Annotated in this window: 18 protein-coding genes and 1 other RNA gene; 2 read left to right on the top strand and 17 right to left on the bottom strand. The window is 47.7% G+C overall.

Going from position 1 to position 20,697, the window contains the following annotated elements; all coding sequences use genetic code 11:
• Nucleotides 1-13: 13 nt before the first annotated feature.
• From M1D70_RS01500 to M1D70_RS01490, 3 genes are all read right to left on the bottom strand, one after another.
• Nucleotides 14-847: a carbohydrate ABC transporter permease gene (locus tag M1D70_RS01500; RefSeq protein WP_009593380.1), complete on the bottom strand. Its 834-nt coding sequence runs from the start codon at nucleotides 845-847 to the stop codon at nucleotides 14-16.
• Between the two features lie 19 nt (nucleotides 848-866).
• Nucleotides 867-1,763, bottom strand: a complete 897-nt coding sequence (locus tag M1D70_RS01495) for a carbohydrate ABC transporter permease (protein WP_456288929.1) — start codon at nucleotides 1,761-1,763, stop codon at nucleotides 867-869.
• A gap of 86 nt (nucleotides 1,764-1,849) precedes the next feature.
• Nucleotides 1,850-3,163 carry an ABC transporter substrate-binding protein gene (locus tag M1D70_RS01490; RefSeq protein WP_009593392.1) on the bottom strand — a complete coding sequence of 438 codons (1,314 nt, stop codon included), beginning with the start codon at nucleotides 3,161-3,163 and terminating at the stop codon, nucleotides 1,850-1,852.
• A gap of 269 nt (nucleotides 3,164-3,432) precedes the next feature.
• On the opposite strand from M1D70_RS01490, the gene M1D70_RS01485 reads away from it, so the two are divergent.
• Nucleotides 3,433-5,160, top strand: coding sequence for a cache domain-containing sensor histidine kinase (locus M1D70_RS01485; RefSeq protein ID WP_456288928.1), 1,728 nt, complete (start codon nucleotides 3,433-3,435; stop codon nucleotides 5,158-5,160).
• Nucleotides 5,153-6,655 (top strand): response regulator transcription factor, encoded by a 1,503-nt coding sequence (locus tag M1D70_RS01480; RefSeq protein WP_456288927.1) that lies wholly within the window; start codon nucleotides 5,153-5,155, stop codon nucleotides 6,653-6,655. The genes M1D70_RS01485 and M1D70_RS01480 overlap by 8 nt, the downstream gene beginning before the upstream one ends.
• Before the next feature lie 290 nt (nucleotides 6,656-6,945).
• Here M1D70_RS01480 and M1D70_RS01475 read toward each other — a convergent pair whose 3' ends face one another.
• The 14 genes from M1D70_RS01475 to M1D70_RS01410 all read right to left on the bottom strand — a co-directional run bounded on the left by M1D70_RS01475 (nucleotide 6,946) and on the right by M1D70_RS01410 (nucleotide 20,691).
• Nucleotides 6,946-7,740, bottom strand: a complete 795-nt coding sequence (locus tag M1D70_RS01475) for a sensor domain-containing protein (protein WP_456288926.1) — start codon at nucleotides 7,738-7,740, stop codon at nucleotides 6,946-6,948.
• Between the two features lie 199 nt (nucleotides 7,741-7,939).
• Nucleotides 7,940-8,305: a hypothetical protein gene (locus M1D70_RS01470; protein ID WP_213579958.1), complete on the bottom strand. Its 366-nt coding sequence runs from the start codon at nucleotides 8,303-8,305 to the stop codon at nucleotides 7,940-7,942.
• A gap of 172 nt (nucleotides 8,306-8,477) precedes the next feature.
• Nucleotides 8,478-9,074 carry a hypothetical protein gene (locus M1D70_RS01465; RefSeq protein ID WP_009593373.1) on the bottom strand — a complete coding sequence of 199 codons (597 nt, stop codon included), beginning with the start codon at nucleotides 9,072-9,074 and terminating at the stop codon, nucleotides 8,478-8,480.
• Between the two features lie 165 nt (nucleotides 9,075-9,239).
• Nucleotides 9,240-10,097, bottom strand: a complete 858-nt coding sequence (locus M1D70_RS01460; RefSeq protein WP_012818510.1) for a hypothetical protein — start codon at nucleotides 10,095-10,097, stop codon at nucleotides 9,240-9,242.
• Nucleotides 10,098-10,765: 668 nt separating this feature from the next.
• Nucleotides 10,766-11,371: a response regulator gene (locus M1D70_RS01455; RefSeq protein ID WP_456288925.1), complete on the bottom strand. Its 606-nt coding sequence runs from the start codon at nucleotides 11,369-11,371 to the stop codon at nucleotides 10,766-10,768.
• The gene (locus tag M1D70_RS01450) at nucleotides 11,372-12,544 is read right to left on the bottom strand and encodes a sensor histidine kinase (protein WP_456288924.1); all 1,173 of its coding nucleotides are present in this window, start codon (nucleotides 12,542-12,544) and stop codon (nucleotides 11,372-11,374) included.
• Entirely contained in the window at nucleotides 12,545-13,288 is a 744-nt protein-coding gene (locus M1D70_RS01445) for an ABC transporter permease (protein ID WP_456288923.1), read from the bottom strand.
• 26 nt (nucleotides 13,289-13,314) lie between these two features.
• On the bottom strand, nucleotides 13,315-14,220 hold the full coding sequence (locus tag M1D70_RS01440) for an ABC transporter ATP-binding protein (protein ID WP_456288922.1): 906 nt from the start codon (nucleotides 14,218-14,220) through the stop codon (nucleotides 13,315-13,317).
• A gap of 520 nt (nucleotides 14,221-14,740) precedes the next feature.
• Nucleotides 14,741-15,154: an HNH endonuclease gene (locus tag M1D70_RS01435; protein WP_456288921.1), complete on the bottom strand. Its 414-nt coding sequence runs from the start codon at nucleotides 15,152-15,154 to the stop codon at nucleotides 14,741-14,743.
• Between the two features lie 480 nt (nucleotides 15,155-15,634).
• Nucleotides 15,635-15,999, bottom strand: a transfer-messenger RNA (tmRNA) gene (ssrA, locus tag M1D70_RS01430).
• A 309-nt stretch (nucleotides 16,000-16,308) separates the two neighbouring features.
• A complete protein-coding gene (gene smpB, locus M1D70_RS01425) occupies nucleotides 16,309-16,788 on the bottom strand; it encodes an SsrA-binding protein SmpB (protein WP_009593386.1) in 480 nt (159 codons plus the stop codon).
• A gap of 151 nt (nucleotides 16,789-16,939) precedes the next feature.
• Complete coding sequence (gene rnr, locus M1D70_RS01420) at nucleotides 16,940-19,582, bottom strand: ribonuclease R (RefSeq protein ID WP_456290378.1); 2,643 nt, start codon at nucleotides 19,580-19,582, stop codon at nucleotides 16,940-16,942.
• 195 nt (nucleotides 19,583-19,777) lie between these two features.
• Nucleotides 19,778-20,008 (bottom strand): preprotein translocase subunit SecG, encoded by a 231-nt coding sequence (gene secG / locus M1D70_RS01415; protein ID WP_009593367.1) that lies wholly within the window; start codon nucleotides 20,006-20,008, stop codon nucleotides 19,778-19,780.
• 323 nt (nucleotides 20,009-20,331) lie between these two features.
• Nucleotides 20,332-20,691: a hypothetical protein gene (locus tag M1D70_RS01410; RefSeq protein ID WP_456288920.1), complete on the bottom strand. Its 360-nt coding sequence runs from the start codon at nucleotides 20,689-20,691 to the stop codon at nucleotides 20,332-20,334.
• Nucleotides 20,692-20,697: the final 6 nt, after the last annotated feature.

Here is a 20,697-nt window from a genome sequence, read left to right as displayed (position 1 = left end):
CGTGTTGACAAGGTTATCCCTTGATTCCTGTCATCGCAATGCCTTCAATGAAGTACTTCTGGGCGAAAAAGAAAAGGATGAGCACCGGAGCGCTGACCATGGTCGCAGCTGCCATCATCGCTCCCCAATCGCCGTCCCCGTACTGGTTCTGGAAAGAGCTGAGCCCTACCTGCACGGTACGAAGCTCGTCGCTATTCGTGACGATCAGCGGCCAGAAGAAATTGTTCCATGTCCCCATAAACGTGAATATCCCCAGCGTCGCTACAGCCGGCTTCAGAAGCGGTGTTACGATCGAAGCCAGTATACGCATATGACCTCCTCCTTCAATCAGGCCCGACTCAATCAGCTCTGTCGGGATGCCCGTAATGAACTGCCTCATCAGGAAGCAGCCAAAGGCGCTGGTAAGACCGGGAATGATCAGGCCTGCATACGTATCCACCCAGTTCATTTGCGAAAGAATCATAAATACCGGAATGATCGTTACCTGCGAGGGTACCATCATCGTCCCGATGTAAGCCAGGAAAAGCGTCTTTCTCCCCTTGAATTCCAGCTTGGAAAAGGCATATCCGCTCGCAACGGACGTGATCAGAACGCCTGCCACGGTACTCACTGTATAGAAAACAGTATTCAAAAAGTATCTATTCCAGGGTGCCATCTCCCAAGCCGTTTTGTAGTTGGACCAGGCAAATTCGGTAGGAATCCACTTGGGGGGATACACAAATACCTCTCCCGGCGTTTTGATTGAAGTCGTAATCATCCAAACTAATGGCAGCAGGGTGGTCACAACCGTCAAAAACAGGATCACGTACACGACAAGCATCCCGATTATGTGTGTTGGTCTTCTCATCCGTTAAACCTCCTGCAACTCAATCCTCTTTCTTCTGATACGAGTTCCACTGCCAGATCGTGATGGCGAACAGCAGTATAAACAGCAGCACGCTCACCGCCGAAGCCCTGCCGATTTTGAAAAACTCGAACGCGTATTGGTAGATGTAATAGGCAATCATATTCGTCTGGTTCATCGGTCCGCCGTTCGTCAAGGCATAAATCTCGCCAAAGGTCTGGAAGGAACCGCTAATGGATGTAATCAAGATGAAAAATGTGGCTGGTCTGAGCCCCGGAATCGTAATGCGGAAAAATTTCTGGATGGCATTCGCGCCGTCGATTTCCGCAGCTTCATATAAGGATCTGGATACGCCCTGCAGCGCGGCCAGGTAGATGACCATGTTATAGCCGAACGACTTCCAGATCGAGAAAATGATGACCGACAGCATCGCCGTATCCGGCGAGACAAGCCATTGAAAGGGATGGCTCGGGTTTCCGACCCCTATTTTCTCCAGAAAATAATTCAGGAGTCCGTAACTCGGTTCATAAATCCATATCCAAACCTGCGCCACGGCGATAATCGGCAGGATGGAAGGAAGAAAGAATGCCGAACGCATGAGCTTTCGGCCTTTGATTTTGCTGTTGAGCAGCACGGCCACCACGATCGCAATAGCCATGGAGAAGGCCACCGTAAATATCGTAAACACGGTCGTATTAACGATGGACTTAGTGAACACGGGATCCGCAAAGGATTGCGTGTAGTTATCCAGGCCCACGAGCGTGAATTGATTCGCGAATAAATCGACCTCGGTAAAACTCAAATAAAACGAATAAAATATGGCGAACAGCGTAAATACCGCGATCCAGATGACATTTGGCGCGATCAGCATCCATGCGACCGCCGCATCCTTGCCGAACATACGCTTAAACCGTTTCATGTTTGCACCACCTCGCACGCGCTTAATCAGGAAAGAAGGAAGGAGACAGATGACGTATTATTACACCCAATCTCCCGCTCCTGAGCCTATTTAGATGAGGACCATGTTTTCAATAATGGCTTGCTTTCCTCATACGCTTTTTTCATGGCCTCTTCAGCCGTTTCTTTGTTATGCATGGCAGCTTCGATATGCGAAGTGATAACTTCGGTGATCTCCGTAAGAGTGAGCACGTTGAAAGGCTGGTATCTGCCGTACTGGTACCCGTCGATATGAACCTGAATATCCGGATTCTCTTTGACGAAGTCCTTCCAAACAGCGGCATCCGAACTGCTCTTGCGAATCGGAATCGAACCGTAGCCGACCGCGAATTCAGCCGTTTTTTCCGGCGTGGACAACCAGGTCAGAAAATCCCAGGCCGCCTTTTCCTTTTCGGGAGTCGTTTTGAAAATGAAATTGTTCGTGCCGCCCAAAATCGTCGCCTTGCCCTTCGTTCCTTCCGGCAGCGGCGCAATGCCGTAATCCAGCTTTTCGTTGGCGTTCAGCGTTGGGATCGACCAAGGCCCCGATATGCTCATGGCGATCATGCCGGACTGGAATCCGTTCTGCGGCGGCGATAGGCTGGCCACTTTATGCTTGTTGATCAGGTCGGCGAAGAACTGGGTTGCGGCAATGCCGCCTTCTCCGTTAAACTGCAGCTCCGTACCTTCCGCATTGACATAGTCGCCCCCGGCCTGCCACATAAAGGGTGCCCAAGCGGCATCCAGCGCTCCGCCCTGCGTCGTCGGCAGGGACATTCCCCATCTCTTTTTAGCTGGATCCGTCAGCTTCTGTGCCGCTTCGACCAGCTCATCCCAAGTTTTCGGCGGGGTAAGGCCCGCTTCTTCAAACAGCTTCTTGTTGTAATAGAGCGCACGATTGTTCGTCTCGATCGGAATACCGTAGGTTACTCCGTCAAAACGCACGTTACCGTCAATCAGACCGTTCAGGAAATCATCCTCATTCCACTTATCCGGCTCGGCCTGGATGTATTCATCCAGCGGTTTGACGACATCCTTCAGCGGTCCGAGCCACATCGGCCACATCAGCATCCCGACTTCCGGCAATGCATTGCCTGCAGCCGCCGCGGTTAATTTGGTCACCATATTGTCCGTGTCCACGAATACGAGCTTTACCGTGGCGCTGGACTGCGATTCGTTATACTGCTTAACGATATTTTCTAAAAATTTCGCGCTCTCTCCGGATGCACCATGCCAGGCCGTAATCGTCACTCTTTTACCTGCAGCCGGCTGATCCGTACCGGAAGCTCCCTCTTTGCCCGAAGATCCGGAGCACGCCGATAATAGGGCCAATAGCATAGCTGCAATCAGCGTTAATGCAAGTCCTTTGAAGTTTTTGATCACTCGAAGACCCTCCCATTCGTAAATCTCGCGCAACTCTTTTTTCGATGCGCTGTTCTGCAGTGCAGCGCATGAATAAAGCGTTGATTAAAAACTGATTTTACTGTAGATTAACGGTACCGTATCTACTTTTGACAGAAAACCCAGTATTGTAAGCACTTACATTGAATGTGATGAGTTCATGATATACAAAATCCCTCGGCTGGAACACCGACGAATCTTAGCATTAGGGTGGAAAAATCTTAGGTGCTTTAGGTACAGGAGGTTAGGCTTTGATTGGAAAAACGCATTTTTTCAATTATTTATACCGCAGGACGGTCGCTTACATCGTCTGTTCCGTCATCGTGATTACCGTTCCCCTGCTCATCATGCTTTCGGTCTACTCCAGGAACGAGATCATGAAATACAATAACGAAGCCATCAGCCTCATTAACGATCAACTGGATTCGTTCTTTCGGTCGGTGGAAAACACGCAAAACATCATTACGACCGACAACAGCGTCGTTCTGCCGCTTACGCTCTATTACGCGGTTCCCAATTACGATTCCAGCGCTGCCACCCATGCGTTCCGCAGCATGTCCACCACGCTGAAGAACATGACCATGTTTCAGGACGGACTGCAGTTTTGCGTCGTGGGTCAAAAAGGACATTTGCCCGTCAATTCAACGAAAGAAGACATTAACGATAACTTTATCCCGATGGACGCCGTTTGGTACGAGACATTCGAACAAAATCCGGAGAAGAGCCAGTTTTTCTTCAATAATGAGCGTGATTACTATATCTCGGCCGAAAAAGCCATCTCCATCATCAAACCGATTCCCGACATCCAGACCCGAAAGCCGATCGCTTATGTCATCATGGATATTACCTACCCGGATTTCAGGGATATGGTCGAACGGATTCATCCATCGATTCCGATCCGGATTCACGATCCGTCTGGAGAGATCTTGTTCAGCAATATGGCCCCTGAGAGTCAGCCGTCCTCGTCAGACAGCAAGTTGTTCAGCCGCCAGATTTCGCCGTTTACGGGCATCACGATCGAGAGCTACGTGCCGGAGCAGCTTTTTATCAAGCAGATTAGCATGATCATCGTGGTCATTCTGGCGATCATGGCTGTGTATCTGTTCATTATTTTCATCATTTCGCTTGTTTCCATGAAGCGGTTTACACGCCCAATCTATTTGCTGATGAAAGCCATGAAGCAGGTGTCCAGAGGCAATTTGGAAGTTACCGCAGACTATCAGGGAAACATCATCGAGCTTCATGACCTCAAAAATTCCTTCAATATTCTCGTTGCCGGCACCAAGGACCTCCTGAAGGAAAACTACGAAATGAATCTTTTGAAGACGCAGGCGGAGCTGGATGCCCTGCAGCAAAAAATCAATCCGCATTTTCTATATAATGCCCTGGAGACCATCTCCAGCCAGGCGATCATCGACGGCTCCAAAACCGCCAGCATCATGTGCCAAAAGCTCGGAGCTCTGTTTACCTACAGCCTTCAGCCTCAGGACATCGTGACGCTGGAGCAGGAAATCAGGCATCTGAAAGATTATGTGTATATCGCCGAGATCAGCTCTTTTTATCCGCATATCCACGTGGACATGAGCCTCCATCCAGATACGCTGCACCAGCTCATACCCAAAATGGCGCTTCAGCCCCTGCTCGAAAACTGCTTCAAGCATGGGTTCGGCAAACAGCCGGGCAATTCCCCCTTGATCCAGATCCAGAGCGGCATTCAGGATGGCTATGTCCGCATCGCAGTGAGCGATAACGGCAAGGGGATGTCCTCCGATGAACAGATCCGTTTGAGAGAAAGCCTGAGACAGGTGGAGAAAAGAACGCTGGCTTCTCCAGACACCTCCATCGGGCTGCGACATGTCCATTCCCGACTCGCTTTATTCTATGGGGATTCCTACGTTATGGACTTTCAATCCGCCCCTTTACAGGGAATGCGAATGGTATTATTAGTTCCGATCCGAAAGGAAGATGCTTATGTATAAAGTCATAATCGCGGACGATAACCCTATTATTTGCAAAGCCCTGGAGAGTCGCATTCCATGGGACGAGCTTGGCCTGGAGCTTTGCGGCGTTTGCCATGACGGCAGCGATGTTCCGGATCTGATTAGAAGCCAAGCGCCGCATATCATGATCACGGATATCAAAATGCCCATCCTGGACGGAATCGCGCTTATCGAGCAGCTGCGCTCCCACAGGTATCCCCTGCAAATCATCATCATCTCCGGCTATAACGATTTTATATATCTGAAGAAAGCTATCGATTATGACGTGGCAGGTTATTTGTTGAAGCCGATTCAGGACGAAGAGCTATTGAACAGTTTGCAAAAAGTGATCGGAAATTTAAAAGAGCAGGAAACATTCTCGCAAATGAGCCGCTCGGCCCGTATCCTGGAGATGCTTGAATCCAAGCGGATCGCCAGCGGGCTATTGTCTGCCATCATTCGGGGGGCTGATTCTTGCATACAATCAGGTGAAGCTTTAGCTGATCTTTCTTTTCCTTCCTCCTACCAATGGCTCCTGTTTCAACTGCCGCTTCAAGAGGATGGGAGATTATGCGAATTCTCCATCGAAGATATCCTGGAGTTTGAAGATGCCCTCCGTCATTCTTATCGTCTGGCATGCCATTTATTCCTTCCATCGGACACCATGCTCGCTGTCATTTCTCCATATGAACATTCCGATTCGGTTACGGACCTGGTTTCGCAGCTACTTCGGGAAGACGGTATTCGATCTTCGCATGCGGCCAGCAAGCCCTTTCGGTCGCTGTCCGGCATGCAGCTGGAGCTAATGGAAACGATCAGCGGTTTATACGGGCAGCTGTATCCCGGCCGATTCACGGCAGCCCCTGCAGGGCATGCCCCTTTCTTGACCCTGAAGGATCAGCAGGCCATCGGCATGCATCTCTCCTTGCATGATTACAAAGGCGCACTCGCTTATGTTACCGAACAGCTCGATCAATGCCTCGCCTCAGCTCCGACACCTGGTCAACTCGATACCTTCATCAAAACCGTGATCAAGTGGTATTCGGATTATGACGCTGCCTATTATGACATGCAGGAGCAGATGGATGCAGCACTGCTGGCCGCGCTTGCCTTTTCCTCGAGACAGGACATGCTGGACGCGTTGGCCCCAATGGCAGAACCGGCCTCCGATTCGGGAAGCAAAGCGACGTACGTCATCCAGTATATCGAGAATCATCTGAATCAGCCCTTGACCTTGAACATGCTGAGCAAAATCTTTCATCATAACAGCATCTACCTTGGACAGCTGATCAAAAAAGAAACGGGAATGCCGTTTAATCAGCTGGTGAACAAGCTGCGCGTCGAGCGGGCCGAAGAGATGCTCCGCCGCAATCCCGATGTGAAACTGGCGGATTTGGCCTATCAGCTGGGCTTCTCGGACAGTAAATACTTTTCCAAGGTTTTCAAGAAAATTACGGGAAGACCGCCAAGCCAAAGTGCGGAGTCCGAAATGTAGAAAGGGTGCCACACCGATCTTCGGACCCTTGGAACACCCCTTTTTGCCAAGACCGAAACCATAACACGCTTAAATACTAGCGGGGGTACTCCTAAAAAATTATAAATAGGCAAATGAACCTCAACCGATGGGTTCATTTGCCTATTTAAAAATGGAGAAAACCCGCTCAGTGAGCGGGTTCTATGCATGGAGGCGTCGCGGCTGTGTAAAACCACAATTCACCGCCAAGTATTCCATTTCGTTACTCGTCTATCAAACACCAAGTACTAGGTTTGTATAAAAGAGAGCTTCTAAAGCTCTCTATGGGCTGGCTGCATCATCCCTTGAGTGGGGTGATCCTCTGGGTACTCGTAATATTGCGACTGAACGGGCGCATGGATTTGTGCTTCCATCGGCGGCACTGACGGCTGCTGATAGGGCTCATCCACATACATGATTCTGCGCAGAATTTGCATAAGCCCATTCACAACGCGCAGCGCAACCCAGAACAGGATAAGGCCTACGCCTATATACAGCAGGTATTGCTGATTATAGGTCCAATCGATATGAAAATAACTGAACAAGCTATTCTCCAAAATATCAAGCTGCAGTTCATTCATCAAAATGATATGCACGACCGGAAGAGCAATCAATCCGAGTCCCAGTGAAATCACCGTCACCATAATAACAAAGAATACGATGCCTGTAACAAATCTTAGTAATACGAGCAGCAGATTTCGAATAAAGAGCGCTCCGTCAAATCCGCTAACCATTCGTTTCAACCAATTCTGCCCAGCTTCAGACTGGTGATTGTAGGTATACGATACAGTAGGATTAGGTAAACCTAAAATTTGTCTAATCATGCTTTGTTCAAAAATCACAATCCCATTCAACAGCTTAGCTACTCCAAAAAACAGCGGTATTCCGATAAATATCGGAGTCAAACCGATGGATAATGTAAGTCCCGTTATCGCTACTGTAAAATAAATAATCCCTAACGGGAGAGATAGCAATAAATAGAGAATCGTTGCATAGGTTTTCGGATTAAAAAGCACCCAATTCACCTTGCCTGCCCGCGACATGGCAGTCGCTTCTGTTGCCTTCATATTCAAACACCCCTTATGGCTTTCATAAGTCACGCTCCGAGTTATAAATCCATTATATCCGCGTTATTTGGCTGACATAACCGTCTTAGGGGGTATCTGAACCTAGACTTTAGGCTAGGAATGGGCCTGGCTCTGATGAACTTATTGAAGCGAAGACACTATGACCAACTCGCCGAACGACATTTAAACACAATATTAACTATAGTGAAAAATCGGTAACGCCCTTCTTATAGGCATACTTCAGAGTATAGGTTTCTTCTTCTTTTCCATAGGGCATGGTAGCCATTTTTATGCGGGTATAATCAAGCCGACTCTCTTTTATCACTCTTTTTACCAAGGCTATACCCCGTTCTTCCTCCGTAACAACACAAAATATATTAAGCGCATACTTCTTCGGGTCGGACATGCATGTCCCCATATCAAAGCCGTCGACATGGCCTAAATCGGCATCCGCTAGAGATAATTCTAAATATTCCATTACTTTTTCTCTTAACCAGTGGTCGCGCTGGCTGCCTTTTGCACTTTTCAGAGGATACTGTACCACTAACCAGAATTTTTCGCTCATTCCAATTCACCAGCCAATCTTCAGTTAATGTGGACATTTCGGGTTATTATACCACAAATGGAAAAGTCACCAACCCGAACATCGGCTGATGACTTTTGCATACATTTTATGGACAATTCATACTTCTAAATCAGCAAATAATCTTTGAGTGGGGAATGGAACCTCTGTCCTTTCAATTTTTGTAGGTGGCTTCAAGTTCCTTTAAATCCTCGTCAGAAATGTCTTGGTAAGCCCCGTCTTGTTGGGGAAAAGCCAAACTCGCGATGATGTCTGCCTTGAACGTCAATCCTCCATTCCCGTTGTCTCGCTCCGGCGAGATCCTGACCAGAACCATTCCGGACGAATACCCATCCTGTTTACGAACGACGGTGACCCATGAGGTTCCAATTTCGGCGAGATCAGCAGGAGGATCCCCGCAGAGAGGGCTCCAGTAAAATTGCTCTCCCGCTTTCCTTGAGGTTCCCGTCTTGCTCATGCTTTCAAGCCTGCCTTTGATTTCCGCGCATAAGTAGTCGGTATCGCCTGATATGTCATACGTGATTTCATCACTGCCGCTCAGTTCAAACGGAATGCCCCGAGTGACGCTGATAGCCGGTGACCATCCTTTATTCCAAAGTATGGCGATCATTTCTTCCGCAGGTACGTTTACAACCTCCGGCTTCACATCTTCCTCCGTCTTCGGAGCGCACCCGGCGCCAAGCAGAATCAATCCCAGGCCCGCACAGATGAACAGTAATTTAAGTCCGCCGACTTTGATTATGTTGGACATCAACCCGGCACCTCCTGTGTACGAATAAGGGTAAAATCAACTTCAAATCACCGATAAATTGAAAAGGAAATTCCTTTGAATCCAAAACCTCCAAGAAAAACAATTCCATTCCTTAGGATTAGCTCTTGACGCAGGCGACTACTGGAAAAGAATCGCCTTTTTCACTCAAATTGAAAAATCAATCTTGTCAGGCTGTGGACCGACGTTTTTAGGCCAATAGATGATGTAATAAATGGAGCTATTGTAGGTGATGTCTCCTTGATAACTTACATTATTGTAGGAATATTCATTTGTCCAAGTTTTATACCCAGGCGAAGAATAATTCCATCTCAAAGGATTCGTCCCTCCTGGCTTATGAGTCCAATCCGAAGCCGTCGTCGTTCCTTTCATGAAATGGTAATCGACGCTTCCTTTTCGGATTGCCACCACACGTTCATAATTAGCTAACGATGATGGTTTAGTCGCTGTCTTATAACCCCAATATCCAAGGGCCTCCAGATCATCAACGACTAAATCTGCCATACTTGCAATCGATAGATTCATGTTGAAGCTCTGATTGGAATGATAGCCCGGATTTTGAAAGACATGCACGCCTATGGAATACCCGTAGCAATTATATCCTGTATAGCTGTTCGACCATGTTCCTATTACCGTACTATCTTTTAACGTATAGTTCGCTAAAGCAGATATGCTTTCTTGCCCGGACACATCCAGGATTCTCTTGGCCAGCTCCGCTAACTCCGTATAGTTATACGGTATGCGGTCTACGGTCGTTACTCCTCGTTGAATATCAGCTACGATCGTTTTTACGGCATTTACCGTATACTCGTCCTGTTCAAATGCTTCAGGCAATACGAGTCCATTTTCTAAAAGGGCGTCTAACTGTTCTTCACCGCTTAAATACGACAGCTTTTCGATTGCAACCGGATCACTATCGGCGTTGGCCTGGGCTGCCGGTATAAAGGAAATGAATAGTATGACGAGCGCTAATAACCCAGAAAGTGTTTTTAAACTTTTTTTCACAAGCGTTCCTCCTAATATAGAATTGAAATTTGCTTTATTTTCCTATGTATTGACTGATTTGAGAGCCGCGCACCAAAGTCTTCTTGTTTTAAATAGCAAAAAACTGTTGTATTATTCCATAATATGGGTCACCTCCTGTTATTTAGTATATACTATTTTAGATAAATTGGAATATTTTCCCTCGAAAATCTATTATTTGAACTCATATCAAATTAAAAGATTGCCCAATGATAAAAAGACGTTCTTCTTTTAACTTATACAGAACCATAAATACAACGAGAAAAAACCCGCTCAATGAGCGGGTTTTTATGGGGTATGAAGGGAGAAGGTATAGTATCACATCGGCTTCTACGAGCAGTTTTGATGTCACCCAAGAAACTCCCCGGTACATGGGCAATGAAGAGCGAGAGCATATTTAGTATTTTGAGAGCTCGGAGACATTGCCTCTTCACAGCAAGAAAAGCGACCGATAACGGTCGCTTTTCTGATGGTATGTATGGAGGCGAACCGTGGCTATGCAAATCCACAATTCGCCGCAGTGTATTGATTAGGTTACGGTATGCTAAGCAGCGGATCATAAAAAAGAGAGCTTCTAAAGCTCTCTATGGGCTGGCTGCATCATCCCTTGAATGGGGTGATCCGCTTACCTCCATACCTCGGAGTTCTCCTTAGTCCAACCATCCCTTGCTACGTGCGATATCGATTGCCTCGATCCGTGTATTCGCCCCAAGCTTCCCAATCGCCTCTGACATATAGTTACGTACCGTTCCATAGGATAGAAACAGCTGTGCTCCAATATCTTGAAGAACTAAGCCTTGGGCAGCCAACTTCATGACTTCACGCTCCCTGGGTGATAATGGACATGGATCATCCCATACCGCGAGCGATAATTCTGAATTGATGACACGTTTCCCATCATAGACTCGACGAATTGCATCGGCCAGTTCCTCGCTGCCCGTATCTTTAAGAAGATATCCATAAACTCCTGCCTGCATAGCCCGCTGGAAATATCCAGGACGCGCGAATGTCGTCAAGATGATGACACGACAAGCTGACTTATTTTTTTGAATTAATTCCGCAATATCTAGCCCCGTTTTCAGCGGCATCTCAATATCCAGAACAGCTACATCGGGTTCATATTGCTGAATCATGGACATCACGTCTTCCCCATTTTCAGCTTGACCGACGACTTCAATATCATCTTCTAACGAGAGTAACGTTGCCAGTGCTCCCCTTAATAACTTTTGATCTTCTGCCAAAACAATACGAATCATCTAAGCACTACCTACCTTTTCATTTCGTATTACCCTAGGTATATGTAAGGTGACTTTCGTCCCCTTGCCTGGGGACGAAGACAGCGACATACGACCATCGATCATAACCAACCGTTGCCGCAATCCGGCGAGGCCATTACTGCTAGTATAGAATTGATCCATATCTGCCCCAATACCGTCATCACTTACGGATACACGAACTTCCCCTTCCTGAATGTCGAGGAGAACGCTGCATTTTGTTGCTCGGCTATGTCGAACCACATTAGTAATCGTCTCGCGAAAACACATCGCTAAAATCGTCTCCTGCAAGGGTGTTAAAGGAAGCGGATTGTTCACTAAAGCGTCTTCCGTCCCTACATTAGAAGGTCTGGGATCTGAAATCGATTGATATTGAAATAAAAGCGGTATGCCCGCTGCTGAACATAACGATACAGCATGCTTATATTCGTCAGCGAGATATGTAACCTTCATCTCCGTAACCAATTCCCGCATTTGTTTCAAGGCTGCGCGTGCCGTTTCTCGTATTTCACGAGCCTCTTCTATCGCTCTCTCGGGTTGACGATTGACCAATTTCTCAACGACCTCGCCTTTTAGTGCGATCAATGACAGCGTATGTCCCAATGTATCATGCAATTCTCGTGCGATCCGCTGGCGCTCCTCCTGCTGTGCCATTCGTTCGGCCGTTTCTGCCCGCAGCCGCGCAGACTTCTGTTGAAATCGGGTCGACGTTCGAATAATATACGGCAGAATACAGATGCCAAACATAGGCACCAGCCCTATCCATACTAGGCTGCCCATCCGATCCAAGTAAGGAACAGCGATAAATCCCATAGCTACAGTAAAAACGATCGTTATAGAGAGTAATATCGGCAGCTTTTGTTTGCTCAGCGGAGCAGCTATCATAAAACCCATAAACGTATACATAGGGTGAAATACAGCTGCTAAAATCAAAAGTATACCCACCTGAACGATCAATATTGGCGTGGCCCACTTTAAATAAAAGTAGGATTGTCGAAACAATAGAACGAATATGCCTAACAGAACAAAGCCAAGCCACTGTATACTTGATGGCTCATAGAGTAAAAAGTACATGGGTATCATTACATTTGTTAACAAAATATAAGGAGCGACTCCTTCCGATTTTGGAAAGAGACGCCACTTTTCTCTATTCAATTAGACCGCATCCCGTCGATTATATATATAGATTGATAGTAGCATAAAGAGGAGACCGCATCCTGTCAAAATTATGAAATCGATACTTGCTGGATTTTGTCCAGCGATCATATTCCATGCCCCATTGGCGTAACGGTGAGATGGAAGCCATTCCCCGACCGAGCCCATCCAACTTGGCAAAGTACTAAGCGGCATCCAAAGCCCCCCCACAATGGCAAGCCCCATCTGTAATACATTTCCGATGGCAACGGAGGTGTTCGCATTTTTAAGCGTTCCTAACAAGGCACCAAGCGCCAGAAAAGATATGCTCCCAATCCATAACCATAGTCCGCATAATATCCATTGCCCGGCTGTCAATTGTATATCATGAACAAGGCCAGCAGATACAAATATAACAACAATGACGATCAAGTGAACAGCCATTTGCGATACGATTTTGCTGCCAATCCAGACTACAGGAGATAGTGGAGTCAACTTCAACAAGCGTACCCACCCGTCTTGATGCTCGAACGATAGACGGATACCGAATTGAGATACGGCTGTACCAATCAAACTGAATGCCGTCATTGACATCAATGAAAAGACACCCCAAGTTGTGGATTGAATCGATTGATCTACCCCATTCATACTCGCAAATAAAAAGTAGAAAGCAAGCGGCATCGCAATAGAGAAGAGCAAGAAGAATGGACTACGGATAATTCGTATACTTTCTGCTTTGGTCTGGGCAACAAACATATGTAACATGGCTATTTTCCTCCTAAAAATGTTTATTATCGTATAATCGTTGGTTTATTTGAACCTGTAAGACTTCGGAATGTATCTTCTAAACTGGCGGAATGTATATCAATATTGGAAATTCCCCATTCAGACTGCATCAGTGTAAATAACAATACATCGGTCTCTTGAGCATACAGACGAATTCGCTCGCCGCTACACTCTGCCTTTTCTACACCAGGTAATGTGAGCCATTCCTGCTGGGCTGGCGCGTTCGCCGCTCGAAATGAAACGGTTCTAAGCGCTGTTTGAGCCTTTAAACGTTCTGGAGTCCCTTCCGCAACAACCTGTCCACTGGCGATTACCGCGATGTGATCTGCGACAGCATCAGCTTCCTCTAAATGATGTGTAGTTAAGAGCACAGTACGTCCGTCACTTGCCAGCGCTTGGATGGTGTCCCAAAAGCGACCTCGAGCCTCGATATCCATTCCGACTGTTGGTTCATCCAGCAGGAGAAGCTCTGGATTTCCCGCCAAACTTTGGGCGAAGGCTAATCTACGGCGTTGTCCTCCAGACAGGGAGGATGCGCGTCGTTTCTGATCCGCGTGCAGACCCGAAATGTCTAACAATCGCTCTAGCGACATCGGATTACGATAATAACTGCGGAACAATTGAAGCACTTCTTTGACCGTAAGTCCATCTGCTGCTTTAACATCCTGCAAAAGCGCTCCAACGCGTTGCCGTAATTCTTTTGTTCCAGACGGCATCCCCAAGACCCTGACTTCTCCTGATGTTGGCTTGATCATTCCGAGTATCATGGAAATGGTTGTTGTCTTCCCTGCACCATTCGGTCCGAGCAATGCTGTTATTTGACCTTTCTCAAATGATAGATTCATATGATCAACGGCACAGTAGTCGCCGAATTTCTTCACTAGATTTATACATTCAATCGCCTTTGTCATTTTGTCCTAACCTCCGCTAATTTCTTCTTTCGTTACTTGATGTCCTCATTATATTGAAAAAGCGCGAGAACCAATTAGTGTGGGTTGTCACAAGCCGGTTATGACAAATGTCAGAAAAAAGAAAGCAAAAAAGAAGGACCTCTAGGCCCTTCTTCAGCATAACGTGCATTTAACGCTCTTTGAGTGAGGTGTCTTGCTTTGCAAACTTATGGCTAAGGATTTACATTTTTAAACGTACACAGCAAAAACCACAACTTCATGTGGTTGTGGTTTTACATGGTTAGAACGTGAGATGGAAGCAGATTTCCCGAATCTGCTATCCATCACCTCAATCTTCCGCCTTTGGCGAAGATGCTTATTCTAGCACTGGTTAATATTTGTTCGTTATAATGGACTGCACCTTAGAATGGATACGAAAAAGCCGAAGATTTTACTGTAGATATGGTTAATCATCAATTCGATCGTTAAAAACGGCTGCAATCATTGAAGCTCATTAGATCACGATTCCCGAATCATAAATCTACGCTTTACTTACGTGTCCCTTTTTCATTAGACGATGTTTGTATTTAGCTTTAAAGATACGCCAGTAGAGCTTCATAAGATTTGGAACAAGGTTCGCGTTTTCTTTGAGATAGGATAATGCAGAACGGTCTCCTCGTTTAGTATTGCATTCGCTGCATGAAGCGATCAGGTTATGCGGAAGATCCGAGCCGCCTTTGCTTGCAGGGATAACATGGTCCACTGTCGTGGCGTATCGTCCGCACCACAAACAAGTGTGATGATCTCGTTTCAGTGCGGCTTTTCGATAGTGCCGAAATAAGAACGGATTATAAAGTAGTTGGATCGTCTGCTCATCAATCCAGACAGCTCGCGATCGCTCAACTTCCCGCCAAGCCCGATGGGGCAAACATGGCGTTAGTTGTTGACCATCCATATTGAGTACCGTTATCAGTGGTTCCTCTCCATCATGACTATGATTCATCGATTTCACTCCACCTGTAAGACATGTTCTTGCCTATAGTATTAATATAAAACAAAAACACCATCCTCATACGGATGGTGTTCATCATGGTGGAGGCGAGGGGAGTCGAACCCTTGTCCGAAGATAACGTCATAACTGGTTTTAGCTTATTCATGATATTCGAGCTCATGTCGTTTTCCGGTTGCAGCATAGATGAGATTTCGAACTTATTTCCGTTAGCATCCTCGCGTACTCGTTTATTATTCTTGATATAGTAAATGGATGCCCCTGGCTTCTTGCGTGCATGTTGATTCGCTTTTTTTCAGAATTTCTTGAAGCTGCTCTCGATTGGCAACCATCCTGAGTCCCCTCCAGTTTTCTAATTACGCTTATTATATCATAAACAGAAGAGCCACCAACCAGATCACTGGCTGATGGCTCTATCATTGTTATGTATGGAGGCGAGGGGAGTCGAACCCCTGTCCGAAGATAACGACAACACAAGCTTCTACGGGTGTAGTGACAGATTTAATGTCACCCTAGGAACTCCCTGTCACCGGATTCCCTTCAGGTCAGCCTGATTGTCTTCTTCAGCTAGCCCCAGGCGGAGACTAGACAGCGTATCCCACTAAAGTTGAGCCCTCATCCCGGTACATGGGCGATACAGAGCGAGAGCACGCTCACAGGTTATTAAGCTGCGAAAGCGTAGTTGTTTTGTTGTTTGCCGTTTAATTGGCTTTAGCGTTGATGAAGTGGACGCGTCCCCACTACCCGCTACTCATGCCCGAACTATCCCCGTCGAATCCAAAAACGCCCCCTTAAGTTGGAGAAATGCCGATGCTTCGCACCTTAGCGTTCCTGCCAAAAAGGGCTATCGGATTAAATCAAAGAATATTCAGCCATAGCAGTCGATTGATGCCGCACACTCTTTCCCTCCAAGAAAGAAGAATGCGCCAACTGTATGCCGATTGTCAAAGATCTTATTGATCTCTTACATCACTTAGTATATCACATTCGACATCAAAATGATATATACATTGCAGGTAACACAGCTAAAAGCTGCCATCCCACTGTTAACATTAAACATTATGCTGATTTCTTAAACAGCATACCACGAATAACCGTGATTACCGTGCAATCTTCTGCTTCTCGCGCAGCGCACGCTGGATATCGCGTTGTGCGTCCTTCTTGGCGGCATCGGCACGCTTGTCGTACTGACGCTTACCTTTACCAAGGCCCAGCAACAACTTCGCATAGCCGTTACGGATATAAATCTTCAACGGTACAATCGCGTAGCCATCCTGCTTGGACAGGCCCAGCAGCTTGCGGATCTGCTCCTTATGCAGCAGCAGCTTCCGTGTCCGCGTAGGGTCCGTCGGGTTGTTGCGGTTCCCCTGCTCGAACGGGCTGATATGCATGTTATGAATATGAATCTCGCCATTCCGAATGGTAGCGAACGCATCTCCAATATTGGCACGGCCGTTCCGTATGGATTTGATCTCCGTTCCGGTCAACACCATCCCGGCTTCATACGTATCCTCGATGAAATAATCATGGGAAGCTTTTTTGTTCTGGGCCAGAACCTTCCCGTCACTTTTCTTACCCATGGTCTCACCCCTTGTCATCAACAATGATAATGGAAAAAGGACTTCCGGCAGACCGCCAATTGCAATCTCACCAGAAGTCCATTGTATCAAACGTCCGCCTCCAAAAGCAAGGCGGGGCAAGCGACTCCCTCGATGGATCAGGAGAGCATTCTTACTTTTTCTTCTTGCGTACAAAAGCGGCCGTGCCGTTTCCGCCTTGGCTCTTCCGTTTACGGCCACCGCCGCCTCCGCCGGAGTTCCCTCCAACGTTGCCGCCTGGAGTTGGACCTTCGCCGATGAAAATGCCGCTGCCCGACGTCTTCTTGCGTCGGTTCTTCCCACCGGCACCGCCAGAGCTGCGTGCATTGCGGTCAAAGCCGAGAGCGCCGCCCCCAGCGGAGCTGTATCCGCCTTTGCCGGAGCCAAAGGCGAAGTTCGACGCCTGCTGCTCGCCTGCGCCTGCGCCAGCACTCGCACCTGCCGGCGCCTCGCCGCCGCGCTTGCCGCGGCCGCCCTGGCCTCCGGCGCTGTCACTGCGGCGCCCGCCTGGCGCGCCGCCTTCAGCCGCGCCGCGTTTGCCGCCGCGGCCCTTGCCCCCGCGGGCTGCGCCATCGCGGGCACCAAATCCGCGGCCGCCATTGCCGCCGCGGTCGCCTTCGCCGCGCCCTTGGCGGCGCGGCTTCATGTCCACCATCTCAAAATCGATGGTGTGATCGTCCATGTTCACCTTCGCCACGCGAACCTTCACATCATCACCGATGCGGTATACCTTCGAGGTCCGCTCCCCGATCAGCGCCATATGGCCCTCATCGAAGTGATAATAATCGTCGGTCATCGCGCTGAGACGAATCAAGCCTTCGACCGTATTCTCCAGCTCAATGAACATGCCGAAGCTGGTCACGCTGCTGATAATGCCTTCGAACTCTTCGCCGACCTTATCCAGCATGAACTCGGCTTTCTTGAGCGCTTCCGTATCGCGCTCCGCATCCACGGCTACACGCTCGCGCTCCGAGGATTGCTGAGCGATGTCAGCCATCCGACCGGCCAGATGCTCATGGCGCTTCTCATTAAGCGCGCCGCCACTCTCCAGCACTTCCCGGATGACCCGGTGAATGACCAGATCGGGATAACGCCGAATCGGAGACGTAAAGTGAGAATAATATTCGGCCGCAAGACCGAAGTGGCCCGTGCTCTCTGCATCATATTTCGCCTGCTTCATCGATCGGAGCATCATCGTGCTGAGCACCGTTTGCTCCTTCGTGCCTTGAATGGCTTCCAACAGGTTTTGCAGCGCACGCGGATGGATCGAGTTGCCCCGTCCCTTCACCTGATGCCCGAAATTGGCCGCAAACGCCATAAAGTTCTGCAGCTTCTCCTGATCCGGATCCTCATGGATCCGGTAGATGAACGGTACCTTCAGCCAGTGGAAATGCTCAGCTACGGTTTCGTTGGCCGCCAGCATGAATTCTTCAATGATCTGCTCCGCGATGGAGCGTTCTCTTTTGACGATATCCACGGCTTTGCCGTTCTCATCCACAATGACCTTGGATTCCACAAAATCAAAATCCACCGCACCCCGGCGCATCCGGCGGTTCCGCAGCTTCAGCGCGAGCTCGCGCATCAAGCGGAAATCCTCCACGAGGTCACTATAGCGCTCGATCAGCTCCGGATCCTCATCCACCAGGATTTTTCTCACATTGTTATACGTCATCCGTTCTTTCGTACGGATAACACTCGTAAAGATATCGTGCTTCACGACTTTCATCTGATCGTTGAATTCCATCTCACAGGACATCGTCAGACGATCCACCTGCGGATTCAAGCTGCATATGCCGTTAGACAGGCGGTGCGGCAGCATCGGAATCACCCGATCCACCAAATACACGCTGCAGCCGCGATTGTAAGCTTCCTTATCCAGCTCGGAACGCTCGCGGACGTAATAGCTGACATCGGCAATATGGACGCCTAGACGGTAATTCCCGTTCGGCAGACGTTCCACATTTACCGCATCATCGAGATCCTTGGCATCTTCACCGTCAATTGTCACAATGTTCAAGCCGCGCAAATCACGGCGTCCCTGCTGCACAATCTCATCTTCCGTAATGGAATCCGGCGCTGCATCCGCCTCAGCCAGCACTTCCTCCGGAAAACCTTCCGGCAGCTGATGCTTGCGGATAATGGACAGAATGTCGACACCCGGATCATCCTTGTGACCCAGAATCTCCACCACTTCGCCCTCTGCCGCAGCTCTTCCTTCCGGATAGCTCACCAGCTTCACCACGACCTTCACGCCATCAACGGCTCCGTTCATCGCATGCTTCGGAATAAAAATATCCCGGTTGATCCGCTTGTCATCCGGCAGCACGAAGCCATAGGCTTCATGGTTCTGGAATACACCCACGACTTGGGTGACGGCGCGCGTCACGATACGGACCACTTCGCCTTCCATTTTGCCGCCGTCGTTCTGTTTGGAACTGATCCGGATAAGCACGATATCTCCATTCATCGCACTCTTCAAGTCATTGGCATGAATGTACACATCCGGGTGCTCGCGATCATCGGGAATCAGAAAGGCAAAACCCTTCGCATGTGCCTGCAGACGTCCGCGCAGCAAATTCATCCGTTCCGGCACGCCATAACGCTCGGTGCTGGTCAGAATGATTTTTCCGGATTGCTCAAGCTCATTCAGCAGCTTCAGGAATTCCCTGAATTCATGGGCATCCTTAATGGCAAAATGCTGCTCCAATTCCTGGTACGTCATCGGTTTGTATGCAGTTTCCCGCATAAAATTCAGTAATATTTCTTCAGTTATCATCATTATCACCTCGGGGAACCTGCAATTTCATCGTTCCGCTATCCATTCTTTACCTTCATATACTCATACCCTAGTATACACGAATTTAATCCCCGGTATCCTTCCGAACACCGCCCTTACCTATGTATTCCGAAATTCAGGCAATAAAAAACCCCCGCTCTTCCAAGAGTGAAAAAGCGAGGGTAACATTAATTGTTATTTCAACATAGCAACAACGATGGCCAAAATCATAAATCCTGCTGCAAGACCTACCGTTGTACGCTGCAGTACGAGATCCATACCGCGAGCCTTCGTTTTACCAAAAAGATGTTCCGCACCGCCGGAGATGGCACCGGCAAGACCTGCGCTTTTCCCTTTTTGGAGAAGAACGACAGTAATCAACCCGATGGAGAAAATAACAAGCAACACTTCAAAAAATACAACCATGACTTCCACCTCCTACGTATGTAAACATCTGAATTTATTATCTGAAGAGACATTCTAGATTCTACATGAAAAACAGCATTTTTATTATACCACAGCTTTATCGACCTGACAAGGAGTAAGGGTGAATCACTCCAACCAGAATCATATCATCCTGTTTCTCGGTTATAAGTCACAGCACCTAAATCAATCAGTGTGCATTCCGGATCGTTAGAACAACTTTTCGTCTGACAGAACCTTACCAGCCTGATCCTTAGCTTGAACTGAAAGGCTTAGTGGAGTATCTTCCCAGATATAATACCATAGAGCAAAATCGCTTTCTCTTACTAAATTACCTTTTTCCCATTTACCTCTATTGTCGTTATTTGAGGGTTGGTAATTGTCCCGTAAACAACGCTAAATTGTTCGGACTCAGCAACTTCATATGTAAAACCTTTATTTGAAGCAATCGGTATACCTCCTACTATGTTCGCTTTCATCATTCTATTGTTCTCTAATACACCTAATCCAAGTCCAGGGTAAGTGTTATATACTGTATTTGTATAAAAGGCATAAATATTATTGTTTTTCATGTCATAATGAACCAATTCTTTAAACGTATTATCTTGAATAGTAAGCTGTTCAACAATCTTTGTTTCAATAGATTTGCTGTCGAAAATAATGAATTGAAGAAAGATTCCGAACACGAATAA

The sequence above is a fragment of the Paenibacillus sp. AK002 genome (assembly GCF_053903045.1).
Note: the sequence above shows the minus strand (reverse complement) of the source record. Positions and strands in the feature narration are given on the sequence as shown.